The 19,221-nt window shown below is 63.6% G+C and carries 16 protein-coding genes and 1 pseudogene; 8 read left to right on the top strand and 9 right to left on the bottom strand.

All coding sequences use genetic code 11. The annotated features are described in order from the left end of the window. Positions 1 to 225: 225 nt before the first annotated feature. A complete protein-coding gene (locus AC04SI_RS17845) occupies positions 226 to 924 on the bottom strand; it encodes a type 1 glutamine amidotransferase (protein WP_404281203.1) in 699 nt (232 codons plus the stop codon). Positions 925 to 1,010: 86 nt separating this feature from the next. Between AC04SI_RS17845 and AC04SI_RS17840 the strand changes: the two genes are divergently transcribed. From AC04SI_RS17840 to AC04SI_RS17825, 4 genes are all read left to right on the top strand, one after another. Then, positions 1,011 to 1,658, top strand: a complete 648-nt coding sequence (locus AC04SI_RS17840) for a hypothetical protein (protein ID WP_404281202.1) — start codon at positions 1,011 to 1,013, stop codon at positions 1,656 to 1,658. 31 nt (positions 1,659 to 1,689) lie between these two features. Further along, a complete protein-coding gene (locus AC04SI_RS17835; protein WP_404281200.1) occupies positions 1,690 to 2,424 on the top strand; it encodes a 16S rRNA (uracil(1498)-N(3))-methyltransferase in 735 nt (244 codons plus the stop codon). 105 nt (positions 2,425 to 2,529) lie between these two features. Next, positions 2,530 to 3,903, top strand: coding sequence for a glutamate--cysteine ligase (locus AC04SI_RS17830; protein ID WP_488474581.1), 1,374 nt, complete (start codon positions 2,530 to 2,532; stop codon positions 3,901 to 3,903). A gap of 195 nt (positions 3,904 to 4,098) precedes the next feature. Continuing rightward, positions 4,099 to 5,022, top strand: coding sequence for a DUF937 domain-containing protein (locus AC04SI_RS17825; protein WP_404281196.1), 924 nt, complete (start codon positions 4,099 to 4,101; stop codon positions 5,020 to 5,022). 216 nt (positions 5,023 to 5,238) lie between these two features. Here AC04SI_RS17825 and AC04SI_RS17820 read toward each other — a convergent pair whose 3' ends face one another. After that, a complete protein-coding gene (locus AC04SI_RS17820; RefSeq protein ID WP_404281194.1) occupies positions 5,239 to 5,529 on the bottom strand; it encodes a DUF1127 domain-containing protein in 291 nt (96 codons plus the stop codon). Positions 5,530 to 5,706: 177 nt separating this feature from the next. Here AC04SI_RS17820 and AC04SI_RS17815 point away from each other — a divergent pair, with 177 nt between their 5' ends. Further along, positions 5,707 to 6,663 (top strand): LysR substrate-binding domain-containing protein, encoded by a 957-nt coding sequence (locus AC04SI_RS17815; protein WP_065518175.1) that lies wholly within the window; start codon positions 5,707 to 5,709, stop codon positions 6,661 to 6,663. A 6-nt stretch (positions 6,664 to 6,669) separates the two neighbouring features. On the opposite strand, the gene AC04SI_RS17810 is transcribed toward AC04SI_RS17815, so the two are convergent. Then, a complete protein-coding gene (locus tag AC04SI_RS17810; protein ID WP_404281192.1) occupies positions 6,670 to 8,883 on the bottom strand; it encodes a bifunctional diguanylate cyclase/phosphodiesterase in 2,214 nt (737 codons plus the stop codon). Positions 8,884 to 9,005: 122 nt separating this feature from the next. On the opposite strand from AC04SI_RS17810, the gene xseA reads away from it, so the two are divergent. Beyond that, positions 9,006 to 10,583, top strand: coding sequence for an exodeoxyribonuclease VII large subunit (gene xseA / locus AC04SI_RS17805; protein WP_488474580.1), 1,578 nt, complete (start codon positions 9,006 to 9,008; stop codon positions 10,581 to 10,583). Positions 10,584 to 10,591: 8 nt separating this feature from the next. Continuing rightward, positions 10,592 to 11,696: pseudogene (locus tag AC04SI_RS17800) on the top strand (DmpA family aminopeptidase). 46 nt (positions 11,697 to 11,742) lie between these two features. Here the strand turns inward: AC04SI_RS17800 and AC04SI_RS17795 are convergent. From AC04SI_RS17795 to cyoA, 6 genes are all read right to left on the bottom strand, one after another. Continuing rightward, positions 11,743 to 11,991, bottom strand: coding sequence for a DUF768 domain-containing protein (locus AC04SI_RS17795; RefSeq protein WP_192179824.1), 249 nt, complete (start codon positions 11,989 to 11,991; stop codon positions 11,743 to 11,745). A gap of 732 nt (positions 11,992 to 12,723) precedes the next feature. Next, positions 12,724 to 13,416: an SURF1 family protein gene (locus AC04SI_RS17790; protein WP_488474589.1), complete on the bottom strand. Its 693-nt coding sequence runs from the start codon at positions 13,414 to 13,416 to the stop codon at positions 12,724 to 12,726. Positions 13,417 to 13,505: 89 nt separating this feature from the next. Continuing rightward, positions 13,506 to 13,886, bottom strand: coding sequence for a cytochrome o ubiquinol oxidase subunit IV (gene cyoD, locus AC04SI_RS17785; protein WP_404281186.1), 381 nt, complete (start codon positions 13,884 to 13,886; stop codon positions 13,506 to 13,508). Then, complete coding sequence (gene cyoC, locus AC04SI_RS17780; RefSeq protein WP_404281185.1) at positions 13,883 to 14,509, bottom strand: cytochrome o ubiquinol oxidase subunit III; 627 nt, start codon at positions 14,507 to 14,509, stop codon at positions 13,883 to 13,885. Before cyoC ends, cyoD begins: the two co-directional genes overlap by 4 nt. A gap of 5 nt (positions 14,510 to 14,514) precedes the next feature. Continuing rightward, positions 14,515 to 16,527, bottom strand: coding sequence for a cytochrome o ubiquinol oxidase subunit I (gene cyoB / locus AC04SI_RS17775; protein WP_404281183.1), 2,013 nt, complete (start codon positions 16,525 to 16,527; stop codon positions 14,515 to 14,517). 15 nt (positions 16,528 to 16,542) lie between these two features. After that, positions 16,543 to 17,715 (bottom strand): ubiquinol oxidase subunit II, encoded by a 1,173-nt coding sequence (gene cyoA, locus AC04SI_RS17770; protein ID WP_404281181.1) that lies wholly within the window; start codon positions 17,713 to 17,715, stop codon positions 16,543 to 16,545. Positions 17,716 to 17,896: 181 nt separating this feature from the next. Here cyoA and AC04SI_RS17765 point away from each other — a divergent pair, with 181 nt between their 5' ends. Further along, positions 17,897 to 19,210, top strand: a complete 1,314-nt coding sequence (locus tag AC04SI_RS17765) for an MFS transporter (protein WP_488474579.1) — start codon at positions 17,897 to 17,899, stop codon at positions 19,208 to 19,210. The last annotated feature ends 11 nt before the right edge of the window (positions 19,211 to 19,221 follow it).

Below are 19,221 nucleotides of genomic sequence, written 5' to 3'. Positions count from 1 at the left end.
TCTCAAAGTTTCGACGATTTCGCGCTTCTAGGCCGATTCTGTATCGGCCATGTGTCGCGCGGGTCACACGAAAGGTTCATCGCGGTTGCATGGAAGATGCAGAGCGCGCCTTCTAGGCTGGCGGCCGGCCACAGACCAAGGATGAAAGGGGTTTTCCCCAGATGGATCCGGCGCCGCGTGCCAAATATGTCACGCAGCACAGCGGCTGCGCCGAGCATTGGGTGCTCAGATCGTCGCTACCCAGGCGCGGGCAATTGCAAGGCCGGCGGCATCGGCATCCGGCCCGTTGCGGGCCATTTCGCCGTCGAGCCGGTCGTGCCAGTCGGGATGCCGCTCGGCAATGAGCGAAGCGAAGGACGTGCTCCAGTCGCGCACCATCGGGCGGTCCGCCTCGAAATGGAACTGGAAGCCGTAGACGGCGCGGCCGATGCGGAACGCCTGGTTCTCGGCAATGGCGCTGCCGGCCAGCCGCACGGCATTGTCCGGCAGGACGAAGGTGTCGTCGTGCCATTCGAAGATCGGGAATTTTTCGGGAAGTGCCGCAAGCACCGGATCCGTCTTCGCCTCAGGCGTCAACGACACCCTGTGCCAGCCGAATTCGGTGGCGCCGCCGATCTGGTTCTCGCCGCCAAAGGCACGCGCCAGCAGCTGGCTGCCGAGACATATGCCGAGCACCGAGCGGTCCTTGTCGGCAAAGTCGCGCGTCAGGTCGAGCAGGCCGGGGAAATACGGGCAATTCTCGTCGTCGAGCGCGTTCTGGGCGCCGCCGAGCACCACCATCGCATCGTGCTCTGCCGCATCGTCCGGCAACGGGTCGCCTTGATACGGCCGGCGCAAGTCGATATGGGCGCCCGCCTCGACAAGAGCCGCACCAATCTGGCCAAGTCCCTCATTGTCGAAATTCTGGACGACCAGGACCCGCATCGAAAACCTGCTGACATGAAAACGATGCAACGAGCGATATCATGGCGCCAGCATTGCAGCCAAGATGCGCATTCGGGGAGTAAGCTATGCCACTGCAGAACCGGGTCGATCCGTTCGGCGCCATCCACGCCGTGCCCGAACGCGGGATGTTCACCGGCAATCGCGGCATCATCCATGACCCCGATACGAAGACGCTGCTCAAGAAACGCTGGGCCTTGCCGGCCTGGATCATCTGCGTCTGCCAATTCCGCAATGCGCGGCGCGAACCGATGGGCCGCAACCGGCCGGGTGGCAAGCTAGGCTGGACCGAACTGTTCTTCCTCGACGAGGTGACGGCGCTCGCCGCCGGGCATCGGCCCTGCTTCTTCTGCCAGCGCGAGAGGGCAAAGGATTTCGTCGAACGCTTCGGCGACGCTTTCGGTATCGCCGAGCCGCGCGCGCCTCAGGTCGACAAGCGGCTGCACAATGAGCGGCTAGCCTCGGGCGGCAAGCCGCTGTCCATCGAGTTGGAGGACCTTATCGGCCTTCCGGACGGGACGATGGTCGCGGATGGCGCCTCTGCCTATGCCCTGCGCGGCGGCAAGGGGCTTCGCTGGTCGTTCGCGGGCTATGGCGATGCGAAGGACCTCGACAAGATGGCCAGCCGAACGCTTGGCCTCGTCACGCCGGCGACCACCATTTCGGTGCTGCGGCAAGGCTATTTGCCTGTCTGGCACCCTTCCGCCGATACTTGACGGCAACCCTCGCCTCGCCCATTCCTCGGCGATGCGCGTCAATTACAAGATGCAGCGGCTGTTCGTGGCCGACGATCTCGGAGCAGACATCGAATTCGATGCCGGGCAGCAGCAAAGCCATTACCTGATGCATGTGCTGCGGCTCGGCGAAGGCGCCGAGATCCTGCTGTTCAATGGCCGCGATGGCGAGTGGTCGGCGGTCGTCGGAGCAAAGTCGAAGAAGGCGGTGCGGCTCAAGGTGCTCGCCCTGCAGCGGCCGCAGCCGCCGCTGCCCGATCTCGTCTACTGCTTCGCCCCGCTGAAGCAGGGACGGCTCGACTATCTGGTGCAGAAGGCGGTCGAGATGGGCGCCGGCATCCTGCAGCCGGTCATCACCCAGCACACGCAGGTAGCAAAGCCCTCCATTGATCGGCTGCGTGCCAATGTCGTCGAGGCGGCCGAGCAATGCGGCATACTGGCGGTGCCGGAGGTGCGGGAGGCCGAGAAATTCGAACGCCTGCTCGGCGGCTGGGACAGAGAGCGGCGGCTGATCTTCTGCGACGAGGATGCCTCGACCAACAATCCGCTGCCGGCGCTGCAAGGGTTGAGGGAAAGGAAGCTCGGGCTGCTTGTCGGGCCGGAAGGCGGCTTTTCCGATGACGAGCGCAAGATGCTGCGGGCACTGCCATTCGTCACCGCCATTCCGCTCGGGCCTCGCATCCTGCGAGCCGACACGGCGGCGGTGGCGGCACTCGCGGTGATGCAGGCGACGATTGGGGATTGGTGATCAAATCCTGTTGAGGCGTGGCTCAGGATTTTTCGCTTGATCGGCTGCTGACATTTCGTCCATTTAGCGCCGGCGGTTGTTCCGCCGCTTCCGGAGGGGCCTTTTATGGCGCGCGACACAACCGATTTCCGGCCGATCGAAGGCGTCGACGAACTTGTCGAGCACCTGGCCGAAGGCAACAAGCCACGCGACAAATGGCGCATCGGCACCGAGCACGAGAAATTCCCCTTCTATGTCGACGGCAACGCGCCGGTGCCTTATGGCGGCGAGCACGGTATCCGCGCCATCCTCGAAGGCATGCAGGAAAAGCTCGGCTGGGATCCGATCATCGATGACGGCCGTATCATTGGTCTGGTCGAACCGACCGGTCAGGGCGCGATCTCGCTGGAGCCCGGCGGCCAGTTCGAACTGTCCGGCGCGCCGCTGGAGTCGATCCACCAGACCTGCCGCGAGGGCAACGCGCATCTGGCGCAGGTGCGCGAGATCGCCGAGCCCATGGGCATCCGCTTCCTCGGCCTTGGTGGCAGCCCGAAATGGTCGCTGCCCGACACGCCGAAAATGCCGAAGTCGCGCTACGAGATCATGACGCGCTACATGCCGAAGGTCGGCTCGAAGGGCCTCGACATGATGTACCGCACCTGCACGATCCAGGTGAATCTCGACTTCGAGAGCGAAGCCGACATGCGCCGCAAGATGCAAGTGTCGCTCAAGCTGCAGCCGCTGTCGACGGCGCTGTTCGCCAACTCGCCCTTCACCGAGAGCCGGCCGAACGGATTGCAGAGCTGGCGCGGCGACGTCTGGCGCGACACCGACAACCAGCGCTCGGGCCTGCTCGAATTCTGTTTCTCGCCCGACTTCGGCTTCGCCGACTATGTCGAATGGGCGCTCGACGTACCGATGTATTTCGTCATCCGCGACGGCCACTATCACGACATGACGCACGTCACCTTCCGCCAGTTCATGGCAGGCGCGGCGCGCAACGAGGTGCCCGACGGGCTGCCGACGATGGGCGACTGGGCGAACCATCTGTCGACGCTGTTCCCGGACGTCCGGCTGAAGCGCTTCCTCGAAATGCGCGGCGCCGACGGCGGACCGTGGCGACGTATCTGCGCCCTGCCTGCCTTCTGGGTCGGGCTACTCTATGACGAGGCGGCGCTCGACGCGGCCGAGGCATTGACCTCGAGCTGGACCTACAAGGAGGTCCTGGCGATGCGCAATGTGGTGCCCGAGCACGGCATTGCCGCGCCCTTCCGCAACACGACGCTGCGCGAGATCGCCCGCGACGTGCTGGTCATTTCGCGCATGGGACTGAAGAACCGCGGCAAGAAGAACCGCGACGGCTATGACGAGACCTCGTTCCTCAACACCCTCGACGAGGTCGTGGCGCGCGGCACCACCAGCGCCGAGGAAATGCTTTCGGCCTACCACACGCGCTGGGGCGGCTCGATCGAGCCGGTGTTCATGGAATACGCATATTGAGCCGGCGGGGCATGGCCCGGCCGTAAAAGCCGCTTCAATCGGCGGTGGAAACAACTAGAGCGCCGCGCGTCCTCTCGGACGCACAAAGGACGCTCTAGCACTTTGAATCTACGCATCGTGCTTTCCGAAAATCGATTCCGATTTTCGGGCCGATGCGTTAGGTTTCTCCCAAGAGGATTTCCGGAGGAGAGACCTATGCCTTCCTTGTTCGACATATTGGCGCAAGCCCAGAACGGCAACGGCATGCAGGCGCTTGCCCAGCAGTTCGGGCTTTCAATGCAGCAGACGCAGTCGGCGGTCGAGGCGCTGCTGCCGGCCTTTTCGCAAGGGCTGCGGCGCAACACCGCCGACCCCTATGGGCTCGGCGACTTCATGACGGCGATGGCCAGCGGCCAGCACGCCAAATATTTCGAGGACGCCACCAGGGCCTTCTCGCCGCAGGGTCTTGACGAAGGCAACGGCATTCTGGGGCATCTGTTCGGCTCCAAGGACCTGTCGCGCGCCGTGGCCAGCCAGGCGGCGCAGGCGACCGGCCTCAGCCAGCAGGTGCTGCAGCAGATGCTGCCGGCGATGGCTTCGATGATGATGGGCGGACTGTTCAAGCAGACCACCAACCAGATGCAAGCGGCAGGCGGTTTTGGCGGCGGCGGCAATCCGCTCGGCGAGATCATCGAGCAGATGATGCGGCAGGCTGGCGGCGGTGCGCAGGCGCCGCAGCAACGCCAGGCGCCGCAACCTCAGAGCCCGATGGACAACCCGCTCGGCAAAGTGCTGCAGGACATGTTCGGTGGCGCCGCGCAACAGCCTCAGGATCGGCAATCGCAACCGCAGCAGACTGAGAGCCCGTACGGCGACAACCCGCTGGGCAAGATGTTCGAGGAGATGCTGCGGCAAGGCGGTGGCGGCGGTTTCGGCATGCCGGGCGGCCAGCCCGCGCCACAGGCGCCGCAACCGCGCCAGGCACAGCCGCCGCAGGCCAATCCGAGCGGCAGGCCGAGGAACCCGTTCGACGATCTGTTCGGCAAGATGTTCGAGACCGGCGCCCAGCAGCGCGACGACTATCAGAAGGGCATGGAATCGATCTTCGACCAGTTCAAGCGCGGCATGGACCGGCGGTAAGGTCTCTCGCCAACCTAAGCTGCGTTGAGATTCAGGTCAGGCCAGCATCACTCGACCACCAGCACTCCTTAAAGAAAAGCCCGGTCCTTGGACGGACCGGGCAGGATGCAGGCAGGCCGGCGGGAAACCGGCAGGGAGTGGGAAGCCTGCGATAAACGTTGGTCGCGCCGAACCTCAAGTAGGTTCACCGGCAACCGAAACAGCAAGCAACCGCGATCAAGCCACCTTGCGGGCGATATCCTCGATCGTATCGGCCCGGTCGCTCACGATCGAACGCAGCTTCGCGGTCGGATCGCGGCCGAACGGCAAGTCGATGGCGACGTGCAGGTCGCCGCGCGTCAGGCCGATATCGGCAAGCTCGGCGTCCGACATCTCGCCGAGGCGATAGAAGGCGCGGCGGTTTTTCCAGGCTTGGTAGGCGTTGGCGACCGCATTGATCACACGCGTCGCAACGGCCGGACGCGTGGTGATGCGCGAGGTCTCGGTGGCGAAATCATACGTGGTCATGTCGATCTCCTTCAGATTCGAACAGACGAAGCCGGCCGATCGGCGCTGGAGCACAGCGCCGTTCCGGTCTCGATTCACATGCCTTCATGTGGACAATGCGAATTTGCCACGGCCCGATTGATTAATCCAACGAATGTTTCTAATCTTTAGCATCAACATCAATGATGGATTGACCCGATGAAAGCGCCGCTCGATCTCGATCAGTTGCAGACCTTCATCTCGATTGCCGACACCGGCAGCTTCACCCGCGCGGCGGAAGAAGTGCATCGGACCCAGTCGGCGGTGTCCATGCAGATGCGCCGGCTGGAGGAGCGGATCGGCAAGCCGCTGTTCGAGAAGGACGGGCGCACCAACAAACTGACGGAGGAAGGCGACAAGCTGCTCTCCTACGCGCGGCGGCTGCTTTATCTGAACCGCGAAACATTGGCCGCCTTCGACGACCGGCGGCTCGAAGGCACCATCCGCATCGGCACGCCGGACGACTATGCCGACCGCTTCCTGCCCGAGATCATGGCGCGCTTCACGCGCTCCAACCCGCGCGTCGAACTGACCGTCATCTGCGAACCAACGCCGGGCCTGGTCGAGCATATCAAGCGCGGCAATCTCGATCTGGCGCTGGTGACGCACAATGACACGCGTGGCCAATCGGAAGTGGTGCGGCGCGAGCCGCTTTTGTGGGTCACGTCGGCCAACCACGCGACGCATGAGCAGGAGATCCTGCCGATGGCATTCGGCCGGCCGAATTGCATCTGGCGGCGCGCCGCCGTCGATGTGCTCGACCGGCAGGCCCGCGAATACCGCATCCTGTTCACCAGCTTCTCGGCCACCGTCATCACCGCCGCGGTGCTGTCGGGGCTGGCGATTTCGGTGCTGCCGGAATGCGCGCTGAGGCCGGGCATGCGCGTGCTCGGCGAAGCCGATGGCTTCGGCACCCTGCCCGACTGCCGGATTGGCATCATGCGCGGCCAGACCTCGCAGCCGGAAATCGTCGATGCGCTTGCCCGCCACATCTCGGAAAGCCTCGACAACATTTCCGTGCCGCTCGGCGAAGAGACGGGAAGCTTCGATTTCGCGGCGCTTGCCTTCACCAAGATCAAGCGGACCAAGCCCAACCAGATCCTGCCAGGCTGGTAGGTGGTTTCAAGCGCGTGCGGCAGCCGGCCTGTCGTCTTCCTCTGAGGGCAGGCCCGAAAGGGCGAGCAACTGGGCCGGCTCCAGCGGCGGCGAGAGTAGAAAGCCTTGCAGTTGCCGGCAGCCCATGGCGACCAGCAGCGTCTTTTGCGCCTCGGTCTCGACGCCCTCGGCGGTGACCTCGACGTCAAGCGCGATGGCGAGATCGATCAGCGCCTTGACTATCGCCGCGGAATTCCCATCGCCGTCGAGGAGCCGCACGAAGGAGCGGTCGATCTTGAGCTTGTCGATGGCATGACGGCGCAGGTAGCCGAGCGAAGAATAGCCGGTGCCGAAATCGTCGAGCACGATGCCGACGCCCGACTGCCGCAAGGCAGCAAGGGTCGCCCTCGACGTGTCGCTGTTCTCCAAAAGCACGCTTTCGGTGATCTCGAGTTGCAGGCGCGTCGGCGCCAAGCCGGTTTCGGCGAGGATCGACGCAACCTGTTCGGGAAAGCCGGCGTCGCGCAATTGCAGCGGCGACACGTTGACGGCGAGCCATGGCAGTTCGGTGCGCACGGCAAAGCGGCAGGCTTCGAGCAGCACCCATGCGCCGAGCTGGCCGATCATGCCGCGTTCTTCGGCGATGGCGATGAATTGCGCGGCCGGCAATGCGCCGTGGACCTCATGCCCCCAGCGGATCAGCGCTTCCGCGCCGAGGATGGCCTTGCCGTTGGTCGCGAAGACCGGCTGGTAGGCCAGCTTGATGCCGGTTCCGCCATTCAGCGCCTTGCGAAGCTCGCTCTCGACCTTGCGCTTGCGCAGCAGGAGGTCGTCCATGTCGCCGGCAAACACCTGATGCCGGCCGCGGCCGTTCTTCTTGGCTTCGTAAAGCGCGATGTCGGCCTTGCGCAGCAGATCGTCGGCATCGGCATCGGCACCCGACGAGAGCGAAATGCCGATGCTAGCGCTGACGAAGACCTGGTCGTCCATCAGCTTGAACGGCTCCTGCAGTTTCTGCTGCAGCCGCTCGGCGATGTCCTCGGCAGCCCTGATATCGCGGATGTCGATGAGGATCAGGGCGAACTCGTCACCGCCCAGCCGCGCCACGGTGTCGACTTCACGGACCGTGTGCTGAAGCCTGGCCGCGGTCTGGCGTACGAGTTCGTCGCCCGCCGGATGACCGAGCGTATCGTTGATGTGCTTGAACCGGTCGAGATCGATATAGAGCAGCGCCACCCTTCCCATGTCATGACCGGTCGTGAGCAGGGCGCGCCGCAGCCGGTCCTCGAACAGGGCCCGGTTGGGCAGGCCTGTAAGCGTATCGTGGAAGGCGAGGTACTGTGCCTCATCCTGGCTGGTCTGCAGCGCAGACGAGGCGCGGCGCAAGCGGCGCAGCAGAAATGCCAGCACGCTTGCCGCGAGCAGCAGCCCAACGATCAAAGCGGGAGCCGTCTTGCGCACCAGCGTCAGACCGGGGCGCTCCTGGTCCCAGCCGATATAACCAAGGATGACACCCCGCGAATCCACCAGAGGAATGGTTGCCGAGGCGGCCGGCTGCGACAGGGGCAACAGATGGGCGCTGGCCAGCAGGTACTTTTCGGCAATCCTGCCGATGACCGCGTCGTTGATGAATTCCACCGACACGTGCAGATACTCGCTGCCCGGCTCTTGGGTGAGCCGGTCCGTGCTCGGCACCAGCGGCATGACGCTGAGGATGGCGGGCTTGCCCCCAAGCGACACAAGGTCTTCGACGGCCAGCTTGACCGGCCCGTCGGACGTATCGTCCTTCGGCGGCTGGGCGATCATCGCGCGCAGCTTTTCGATGGTGGGCTGGATGGCGGGCTCGTCCTCGCTATAGACGGACGGGGCGAGCACCTTGCCCTCCCGCATGACATGGACGGGACGGTTGGCGGCATCGAGTAGGTAGACCCGATCGTGACCGTAGTAGGAATACATCCAGACACTGAGATTCTCTTCTATCCAGCTCTGGTTGCCGGCCTTGGTGTTGATCACGGAATCGTCCCAGATGGTAACGCTTTCCTGTTCGCGCACGACCGCCGCGATCTGATCCTTCAGCCCATTGGCGAAGAAGATCTTCTGCCGTTCGAGCGAGACATGATCGGCTTGGGCGGTGGCGTAGATGCCAAAGCCGACGACCATCGCCAGCGCAAAGGCGGCGAGCATCAGCACGGTCAGCGTGACCTGGTGCGTCAATGGGCTGCTGTTCGGGCGTGCGCTCATGCGTCCCTGGCCGTTTCAGTGGCCTCCAGTCAAAGCAAATTGGCCTTAAGATCGCGTTATAATATTAGCGAGGATTGATGCCCTGCCTTGACGCAGGCCAACAACCGCTCCCCAATCGAGCCATGAGCGACGCATCCGAATCACGCACCAACGCCACCGAGTACACGGTGAGCGAAATCTCAGGCGCGCTGAAGCGTACGGTCGAGGACGTCTTCGGCAATGTGCGGGTGCGCGGCGAGATATCGGGCTATCGCGGTCCGCACTCTTCCGGCCATGCCTATTTCGCGCTGAAAGACGACCGCGCCCGGCTCGACGCGGTGGTGTGGAAGGGCACAATGAGCCGGCTGAAATTCCGTCCCGAGGAAGGGATGGAGGTGATAGCCACCGGCAAGCTGACCACCTATCCCGGCAAGTCCAACTACCAGATCGTCATCGACAATCTCGAGCCCGCCGGCGCCGGCGCGCTGATGGCATTGCTGGAAGAACGCAAGCGCCGGCTGCAGGCCGAAGGCCTGTTCGATGCCAGCCGCAAACGGCGGCTGCCGTTCATGCCGCGCACCATCGGCGTCGTCACCTCGCCGACGGGATCGGTGATCCGCGACATCATCCACCGGATCAAGGACCGCTTTCCGCTGCATGTGCTGGTCTGGCCGGTCAGGGTGCAGGGCGAGACGGCCGGCGCGGAAGTGACCGCCGCCGTCAACGGTTTCAACGCGCTGGCATGGGATGGCACGATTGCGCAGCCTGACCTGTTGATCGTGGCGCGCGGCGGCGGCAGCCTCGAGGACCTCTGGGGCTTCAACGACGAGGGCCTGGCGCGGGCCGTTGCCGCCTCGCGCATTCCGGTGATTTCCGCCGTCGGCCACGAGACGGACTGGACGCTGATCGATCTCGCCGCGGATGTGCGGGCGCCGACTCCGACGGGCGCCGCCGAGATCGCCGTGCCGGTCAAGGCCGATCTCGAGGCGACGCTTGCCAGCCTCGGCGCGCGGCTCAAGGCGGCGGCCTCGCGCAATTTCGAGCGCAAGCGCCATGCGGTGCGTGCGGCGGCGCGGGCGCTCCCCTCGCCCGACCAGCTTTTGGCGCTACCGCGCCGGCGCTTCGACGAGGCGACGAGCCGGCTTAGCCGGGCGCTGTCGGTCAGCATCGAGCGCAAGCGCGCGAGGCTCGCCGGGCAGCGGCTGACGCCGGCCACGTTGTCCCGACGCATGAACGAGGCCCGCACGCTGACCGGCCGCGACCTTGCCCGCGCGCAAGCGGCGTTCTTCGCCATCGTGCGCGAACGCAGAGCGCGCTTTGCGCGGACAGTGACGAGGCTGTCGCCGGCGCCGATCGCCAGGCGGCAGAAATTGCAGGTGGATGCGCTCGCCGGACTGGCGCGGCGGCAGGATCAGGCGGTTGCCAGACAGTTGGACCGCCTCCGTGGAAAATTGACACAAGCCGATCGGCTGCTGGCGACGCTGTCGCACAAGGCGGTGCTGGCGCGCGGCTTCGCGCTGGTCAAGGGCGCCGACGGCGCGGTGATAAAGCTGGCAGCGGAGGTGGCGCCGGGGGCAGCGCTCTCACTGGAATTTGCCGACGGCAACGCGGATGCGATCGCGACCAGCGGCACGGCGCGGCCGAAGACAATCGACAAGCCGGCCGCCAAATCCGCCGCTGCCAAACCGAAGGAACCGGGCAATCAGGGATCGCTTTTTTAGAGGACGGCATGACCGGATACGATCCGCATCTTCGGACGCCATCAGGCAAGCCGCGCGCCCGCGCCTTCGGCATCCCGTTCGATGGGGCGCCGGGCACCTTCAACGCCATCACCGACGTATCAGGCGTTTCGGTTGGCTACGCGACGCTGATCTCAGGCGACGGGCCGCTTAGAATCGGCACGGGGCCAGTGCGCACGGGGGTGACCGCAATCCTGCCGCGGCCGCTCGGCGAACTCGCCACACCGGTGTTCGCCGGCGTCTTCAGCCAGAACGGCAATGGCGAACTGACGGGGTCGCACATCATCGAGGAAACCGGCGCTTTCAACCTGCCTGTAACCATCACCAACACCCATTCCTGCGGTGTTACGCGCGACGGCACGCTGCGCTGGATGAGCCAAGTGCTGCCGGCGGCACTCGACAGCGGCTGGGGCCTGCCGGTGGCGGCCGAGACCTATGACGGCTTCCTCAACGACATCAACGGCCATCATCTGTGCTTCGAACATGTCGAAGTCGCGCTCGATGCCGCTGCCGGCGGGGCGATCGAGGAAGGCAGCGTCGGCGGTGGCACCGGCATGATCTCATTCGGCTTCAAGGCCGGGTCCGGCACGGCGTCGCGTGTCGTCGCATGGTAGGACAGCCGCTACACGGTCGGCGTGTTCGTGCAGGCGAATTTCGGCAAGCGGCGCAATTTCACCCTTCGCGGCCTGCGGGCCGGGCTCGATCTCGCGGACCCGGCGATCCGCGAAGGCACGCCGCGCACTGAGAAGGGTTCGATCATCGCCCTCGTCGCCACCGACGCGCCGTTCCTGCCGCATCAGATGAAGCGGCTGGCGCGGCGGGTGCCGCTGCTTCGGTTACCACAGCTCGGGCGACATTTTTCTCGCCTTCTCGACCGCCAATCCGGAGGCCGCGCTGGCGCCGTCAGGCCGGATCGCGCGCGCCGATTTCATACCGGACGTCGATATCGACCCATTCTTCGACGCGGTGGTGCAGGGGGTGGAGGAAGCGATCCTCAATGCGCTGGTCGCCAATGAGGATATGACCGGCCACGACGGAAATTTCGTGCCGGCGCTCCCGAAGGCCTGGCTTCAGGCCAAATTCCCAAAGGGATAGGCGCCCGCAAATGGGTGCCTTGCCCGCCCTGCGGCCGGGCGGCTCGTCAGGGTTTGTTCGAATTCGCTTCGCGCTCTTCGGCCTCGGCCGCCTCTTCGAGACGCGACGCAATCAGTTCCTGGATGTCGCCGACCTCTTCCTGGATATCCTCCAGGGGTATGCCGGCCTCAGCAGCCTTGGCCGCACATTCCCTGGCAAGGGTCTCGGCCTGCTTGTCGATCTCTGCCGGCACGGGCTGGCAATGGACCTTCTCGCCAATCCACCCCTGCAAAAACTCGATCGCATGTTCACTCATACTGCTGCTTCCCTAGCGGCTATGCCGGTTGGTAATCATAAACGTCCGCATCTCGCAAAGGATGCATGTTCCCATTCCAACCGAGTCGGCCCCGCCCGGCAAGCCGGTCGTGCCCAAGGTCCACAGAGGCGAAGAAGGAAGGTTCAAGGAGCACGTTCTGACTGTTGAGGGTAATGGTACCGTTGGCTGGGATCGCTTGCGACCCTACGTGATTGTTTCTATTTGCTTTTTCCCGGTTTCAACAACCGATTTATATCACAATAGCATCACAATACGTAGCACATTTACTGCTGCTCCGCGGGCGCAACCATAGGCACGCCGTCGAAGCTACCGCCATATAGTGACATCCTCTTGCAATGTCGACTCTACGCCCCATCCTGCTTCTTTCCGCCGCGTCGGGCTGAACGCCCTCTTATCCAAAAATGAAATTGGTAGGCCCGGAGGATGCCCTATGGATATTGATTTCACTAGGTTTTTCGTGGGCCAGAATCAGAAGGCTTCCCGCATTGTTCCGTATGGTCCCGCAACCGCCTTAAAGCCGAAGGGGAACCCTCGCCCCTTCGGGCCATGAAATCATTAGCACCCCGTAATGTCCTGTACGCACTTGCCCCATGAATGCCGCGGCCGCGGAATGATACTGCGTCAAGAAACGCCGCTGTGATAGGCGACGATCCAGGTTCAGAGGCGCGCCAACCCAAGCCGATCTTGATCAACAGGCGCTAGCGCCGCCTGTCAGACCTTTTCGTGGAACAGCACAAAGACAACGGCGGCGCCCAGCACAATCAAAGCCAGCCCAAACCACGTCACGGCATAGACCAAATGGTTGTTGTGGAATGCGATCACTGTCAGACCGCCCACAGGCCATCCGCCCGGATTGGGTGTGGCGTCGGCATCAATGAAGTAGGGGGCGGCCTGAGGGATGCCCAGTGCTGCGGCGATCGCCTTGACATCTTGCGAATACCATCGGTTGGCTGCCGCATCGTTGGCACGCAGGAAGCCGCCCTTTGGCTCAGTCATACGCAGCAGGCCGTGAACCACGGTGCGATCGCCTGACGGTCGGGCTCGCTGACGCGTTGCCGGATCACGCTTGTCCGGCGGCACGAAACCCCTGTTCACCAACACGGTGAAGCCATCATCCGTCCGGAACGGCGCCATCACCCAGAAGCCGCCGCCGAGGTCGGTCACCGCCTGAACCAGCGTTTCTCGGCCATCGACGAACCTGCCCGAGACGGCAAGCTGGCGATACTCGTCATCCCCGGCGTTGATCGCCGGCCAGGCCGAAGGCCACGGGGCGGCCACGGGTGCTGCCTTGAGACGCTGGTCGACACGGTTGATCAGGTCGAGCTTCCAGACCCGGCGCTCCAGCTGCCAGATCCCAAGCGCTGAAAACCCGGCCACGCCGATGGCGAAGCAAAGCGACAGCAGTGCCCATTTCGAACGCGGTGCGCGCCGGCCCTCGCCGGGACCGGAATGCGGCCGCGTCTGCGCCTCTTCGTGCAAAGCCGGCTACGCTCTCAGGGCATCTGGCTCATGTCGTGGCCAGGCATCATGTTGATGTTCAAATGGTACATGACCCAGAGCGAGCCGGTCAGCGCGATGACCACCAGAATGAGGGTGAAGATCAGCGCCATCATGGTCCAACCGCTCTCCGAGCGGGTGTTCATATGCAGGAAGAACACCATGTGGACGACGATCTGCACCACGGCAAAAGCCATGATGGCGATCGCCGACGCCATTTGATTGCCCAGTGCGTTGCTCATGACCAGCCAGAAGGGGATAGCGGTCAGCACGACCGACAGGGCAAAGCCTGTCAGATAGCCGCGCAGCGTGCCATGATCGATGCCGTGATCCGCATGCCCGTGTTCCTTGGTGTCGGCGTGGTGTCCGGCGCTCATCGCAACATTCCCATCAGATAGACGAAGGTGAAGACGCCGATCCAGATGACGTCGAGGAAGTGCCAGAACATGCTCAGGCACATCAGCCGCCGTTGGTTCGCAGCGATGAGCCCGTGCCTGGAAACCTGGACCATCAGCACCACCAGCCAGACCAGGCCGAAGGTAACGTGCAGGCCGTGCGTCCCGACCAGCGTGAAGAACGACGACAGGAAGCCGCTGCGCTGCGGCGTCGCGCCTTCATGGATCAGATGCGCGAATTCGTAGAGCTCGATGCCGAGAAACGCGAGGCCGAACAGGCCGGTGACAGCCAGCCAGGCCTGCATGGACCCGACGCGCCCTTTCACCATCTCAAGCATGGCGAAGCCATAGGTGATGGAAGACAGGAGCAGCATGGTGGTGTTGAGCGCCACGAGCGTCAGGTCGAATAGGTCCTTGGGCGCCGGCCCGGCCGCGTAGTTGCCGCCGAGAACGCCGTAGACCGCGAACAGCATCGCGAAGATGAGGCAGTCGCTCATCAGATAGATCCAGAAGCCGAGCATGGTGCTGCTGCCGCTCTCGGCATGCCCGTGGTCGTCTTCCAGGTGGAAGTTCGTGTCGTCGCTCACATCATGCGCAAGGTCCATCGTGTTCACCCCGCCAGCGTGTTGGCCGCGAGCAGCCGCGTCCGCTCGTCCTCGACGCGCGTGACGTCGCCGGACGCAATGTGCAAGTCGCGGTCGTAGTTGAAGGTGTGCGCTATGGCGTAGCCGATCAGGGCAACGAAGCTGACGATCGCCAGCCACCAGATGTACCAGATGAGCGCCACGGCAAGCACCACACTCAACCCCGCCAGGATGACGCCGGCGCCGGTGTTTCGCGGCATGTGAATGTCGCGGAAGCCCGTCAGGGGACGCTGGTAGCCGCGCTTCTTCATGTCCGCCCAGGCGTCGCCGTCATGGATCACGGGCGTGAAGGCGAAATTATACGCCGGCGGCGGCGATGAGGTTGCCCATTCGAGCGTGCGCCCGTCCCACGGATCGCCGGTGTCATCGCGCAGTTGCTCGCGCCGCCGCACGCTGACGAATATCTGGATCAGGAAGGACACGATGCCGAGCAGGATCAGGAAGGCGCCGAATGCGGCGATGATGAACCAGATCTGCAGCGACGGATCGTCGAAGACACGCAGCCGACGCGTCACGCCCATCAGCCCGAGAACGTAGAGCGGCATGAAGGCGAACCAGAAGCCGACGACCCAGAACCAGAACGACATCTTCCCCCAGAACGGATCCAGCCGGAAACCGAACGCCTTGGGGAACCAGTAGCTGATGCCGGCGAATAGGCCGAACAGCACGCCGCCGATGATGACGTTATGGAAATGCGCGACCAGGAACAGGCTGTTGTGGAGCACGAAGTCGGCCGGCGGCACCGCCAGCAGCACCCCGGTCATGCCGCCGACTGTGAAGGTCAGCATGAAGGCCACCGTCCACATCATCGGCAGCTCGAAGCGGATACGGCCGCGGTACATGGTGAACAGCCAGTTGAATATCTTGGCGCCCGTCGGGATCGAGATGATCATCGTGGTGATGCCGAAGAACGAGTTGACGCTCGCGCCCGACCCCATGGTGAAGAAATGATGCAGCCAGACGAGATAGGACAGGATGGTGATGACGATGGTCGCATAGACCATCGAGGTGTAGCCGAAGAGGCGCTTGCCGCAGAAGGTCGAGGTCACTTCGGAGAATATGCCGAATGCCGGCAGGATGAGGATGTAGACCTCCGGGTGGCCCCAGATCCAGATCAGGTTCACGTACATCATCGGGTTGCCGCCGAAATCGTTCGTGAAGAAGTTGGTGCCGACATAGCGGTCGAGGGAGAGCAGCGCCAGCACCGCCGTCAGCACCGGAAAGGCGGCGACGATGAGCACGTTGGTGCACAGCGCGGTCCAGGTGAAGATCGGCATCCGCATCATGGTCATGCCGGGAGCGCGCATCTTGACGATGGTGCAGACGAGATTGACGCCCGATAGCAGCGTTCCCACACCAGCCACCTGCAGCGCCCATATATAGTAGTCGACGCCGACATCCGGGCTGTAGCCGATGCCCGAAAGCGGCGGGTAGGCCAGCCAGCCTGTGCGCGCGAACTCGCCGACGAACAGCGACATCATGACGATGACCGCGCCGCCGGCGGTCATCCAGAAGCTGAAATTGTTGAGGAAAGGGAATGACACGTCGCGCGCGCCGATCTGCAGCGGGACGACGAAATTCATCAGACCGGTGACGAGCGGCATCGCCACAAAGAAGATCATGATCACGCCATGCGCGGTGAAGATTTGGTCGTAGTGATGGGAATTGAGGTAGCCCTCGGAGCCGCCGAAGGCCATCGCCTGCTGAAGCCGCATCATGATGGCGTCGCTGAAGCCGCGCAGCAGCATGACGATACCGAGCACCATGTACATGACGCCGATGCGCTTGTGGTCGACACTGGTGAACCATTCACGCCACAGATAGCCCCAGAGCCGGAAAAAGCTCAGCGCGCCGACAAGGGTGATGCCGCCCAGCGCGACGACAACGAAGGTTGCCACGACGATGGGCTCATGGAGCGGAAGCGACTCGAGAGTCAGGCGGCCGAAGATCGCCTTGAGAAGTGCGGGATTGTCGAACATGTCTTGCGTGGCGCCTCAGGAGTTGAATGGCGACCGAAATGCGCCCGTTGCGGAGCGTGATGGCAGTCGGATCGACATGGGGGTTGGCCGTTGCAGACCTGCGCCGAGGATTGGCGTGAAGGTTGTCGGCAAGGCGGGTTGCGCCGCGTTCGTGGCTGCCGCCAGCGCTTGCTCTGTCGTGCATATGCTGGCGACATAGGATGGTGCGGGGCCGAAGACCGTGCCGCGCCGAGTGAACTTGTCGTACAGCAGCGGAACGGTGTTGTAGATGCCGGCCAGGCCAAGGCCGCCCTTGGCGTCGATCTGCGTCATCTCACTCATGCACATCTTGCCGGGCTCGACGCACATGTTGAGGATCGCCTTGTACAGGTCTGACTGGACGGAGGCGTAGCGGCGTGCCGGCTCGTTCTCGCTGGGCCGCTCGAGCTCCAGATAGCTGCTTCGGTCGAGCTTGCCGCCGCCGTCTTTCGCCTTCGCAACCCATGCCTGGAAGTCAGCGTCGTTCAGCCCGTGGAACGCGAAGCGCATCCCGGAAAAGCCGGCGCCACTGTAGTTGGCGGAGAAACCCTCATAGTCGCCGGATTTGTTTATGACGGCGTGCAGCTTCGTTTCCATGCCCGGCATCGCATAGATCTGTCCGGCGAGAGCGGGGACGTAGAAGGAGTTCATCACCGATGCTGAGGTGATGCGGAAGGTGATCGGTCGATCGACCGGTGCGGCGAGTTCATTGATCGTGGCGACGCCGTATTCCGGGTAGATGAACAGCCATTTCCAGTCGAGGGCGACGACCTCGACCTCAAGCGGACGCGCGCCCAGCGTGAGCGACTGGCCGGCAGCGACACGGCCGATCGGCCGATACGGGTCCAGAAGATGCGTACCCATCCAGGTTACCGCGCCAAGACAGATGATGATCAGCAGCGGCACTGCCCATATGACGAGTTCGAGATGGGTCGAATGGTCCCAGTCCGGCTCATAGCGCGCCTCGCGGTTCGACTGGCGATAGCGCCAGGCGAAGAATATGGTGAGCGCCATCACCGGTATGATGACGATCAGCATCAATGCCGTAGATACCACCAACAGGTCGCGCTGCTGCGCGGCCACGTCGCCAGACGGGTTCATGACCACCATGCTGCAGGAACCGAGCGATGCCAGCAGGGGCAGCAGGACGAGGGTGCGAAGACGGCTCAATGGATGACCTGTCGGTTGTTCCCCCAAGTGCTAGCTGCACTGCCGCAATGAAGGCATTGGACAATTTGTCCAATGCCGCAATCATGCGCCAACCGGCATCAAGGCATCTGGCCCGCGCACATGGCACGCGATCGCATCTGAATGTGGTGCCAGACGCGTCTCCCGGGCAACGGAGAACGCTGTGAGTCCAACTTCGAAGATCGAGGCCGACGCGAGACGAATCACCGCGCGCCATCATGAGGTGAACCCCGGCGAAATTGCGGTCGGCGTCATCATCGGACGGACATCGGAGTTCTTCGATTTCTTCGTCTATGCGATCGCTTCCGTCATCGTCTTTCCAAAACTCGTGTTTCCCTACCTGGATCCGCTAACGGGCACGCTTTACTCGTTTGCCATCTTCGCGCTCGCCTTCATCGCGCGGCCGTTCGGCACGACCATCTTCACGGCAGTCGACCGGGCCTATGGACGCAGCGCCAAACTGACCATCGCTCTGTTCCTGCTGGGCACCTCGACGGTGGCAATCGCCTTTCTTCCGGGCCATGAGCAGATCGGCTCGGCTTCGCCCTGGCTGCTGGCGCTGTTCCGCATCGGCCAAGGGCTGGCGCTTGGCGGCACCTGGGACGGGCTTGCCTCTCTGCTGGCGCTGAACGCACCGGGAAATCGTCGCGGCTGGTACGCGATGATCCCGCAGCTCGGCGCTCCGCTCGGACTGATCGTCGCAAGCGCGCTGTTTGCATTCTTCGTTGGCAATCTGTCGGCGGAAGACTTTTTCAGCTGGGGCTGGCGCTACCCGTTCTTCGTCGCTTTCGCCATAAATGTCGTCGCCCTGTTCGCGCGATTGCGGATCGTCGTGACGCCCGAATACACCAGGCTGTTCGAGAGCCGCGAACTGCAGCCGACCTCGGTGACCGAGACGCTGCGCGCGGAAGGCCGCACCGTCGTGCTCGGCGCCTTCGCGCCGCTGGCTAGCTTTGCCCTGTTCCACATGGTCACGGTATTCCCGCTGTCCTGGATATTCCTGTTCACGCGCGAAGGGCCGGCACGGTTCCTGGTCATCGAGACGATCGGAGCCGTCTTCGGTCTTGCGGCAATCGTGATCTCCGGCTTCGTCGCCGACCGGGTTGGACGCTGGCCCCTGCTGGGCGGATCGGCCATTGCCATCGCTGCGTTCAGCGGCTTTGCCCCGCAGCTTCTCGACGGTGGCTTCGTGGGAGAGTCCGTCTTCATGGTGCTGGGCTTCATCCTGCTTGGCCTGTCGTTTGGTCAGTCTTCCGGCGCGGTGGCATCGAACTTTTCCAGGACCTACCGTTATACCGGCGCGGCGCTGACCTCCGATCTCGCCTGGCTATTCGGCGCCGGCTTCGCGCCCATCGTCGCCCTGTTCCTCTCAAGCCATTTCGGACTGATCTCATCGGGCGCCTATTTGCTCTCAGGGGCAGCCTGTACCCTGCTGGCCCTCAGGCTGAGCCAGCGTCTGGACCGGACCGCTGCTTGAGTCGGAGGGTT

Source organism: Mesorhizobium sp. CNPSo 4689 (assembly GCF_057784325.1).
The sequence above is the reverse complement of the archived record's forward strand: the minus strand, read 5'-3'. Positions and strand labels throughout refer to the sequence as shown.

What these genes read in the sequence shown, in the direction of transcription:
- AC04SI_RS17835 (WP_404281200.1), top strand. Translation starts at nt 1,690, where the DNA reads ATGCGCGTCAATTACAAGATGCAGCGGCTGTTCGTGGCCGACGATCTC.
- AC04SI_RS17795 (WP_192179824.1), bottom strand. Translation starts at nt 11,991, where the DNA reads ATGAGTGAACATGCGATCGAGTTTTTGCAGGGGTGGATTGGCGAGAAG.
- AC04SI_RS17815 (WP_065518175.1), top strand. Translation starts at nt 5,707, where the DNA reads ATGAAAGCGCCGCTCGATCTCGATCAGTTGCAGACCTTCATCTCGATT.
- AC04SI_RS17830 (WP_488474581.1), top strand. Translation starts at nt 2,530, where the DNA reads ATGGCGCGCGACACAACCGATTTCCGGCCGATCGAAGGCGTCGACGAA.
- AC04SI_RS17845 (WP_404281203.1), bottom strand. Translation starts at nt 924, where the DNA reads ATGCGGGTCCTGGTCGTCCAGAATTTCGACAATGAGGGACTTGGCCAG.
- cyoD (WP_404281186.1), bottom strand. Translation starts at nt 13,886, where the DNA reads ATGAGCGCCGGACACCACGCCGACACCAAGGAACACGGGCATGCGGAT.
- xseA (WP_488474580.1), top strand. Translation starts at nt 9,006, where the DNA reads ATGAGCGACGCATCCGAATCACGCACCAACGCCACCGAGTACACGGTG.
- AC04SI_RS17820 (WP_404281194.1), bottom strand. Translation starts at nt 5,529, where the DNA reads ATGACCACGTATGATTTCGCCACCGAGACCTCGCGCATCACCACGCGT.
- AC04SI_RS17840 (WP_404281202.1), top strand. Translation starts at nt 1,011, where the DNA reads ATGCCACTGCAGAACCGGGTCGATCCGTTCGGCGCCATCCACGCCGTG.
- cyoB (WP_404281183.1), bottom strand. Translation starts at nt 16,527, where the DNA reads ATGTTCGACAATCCCGCACTTCTCAAGGCGATCTTCGGCCGCCTGACT.
- cyoC (WP_404281185.1), bottom strand. Translation starts at nt 14,509, where the DNA reads ATGGACCTTGCGCATGATGTGAGCGACGACACGAACTTCCACCTGGAA.
- AC04SI_RS17825 (WP_404281196.1), top strand. Translation starts at nt 4,099, where the DNA reads ATGCCTTCCTTGTTCGACATATTGGCGCAAGCCCAGAACGGCAACGGC.
- AC04SI_RS17810 (WP_404281192.1), bottom strand. Translation starts at nt 8,883, where the DNA reads ATGAGCGCACGCCCGAACAGCAGCCCATTGACGCACCAGGTCACGCTG.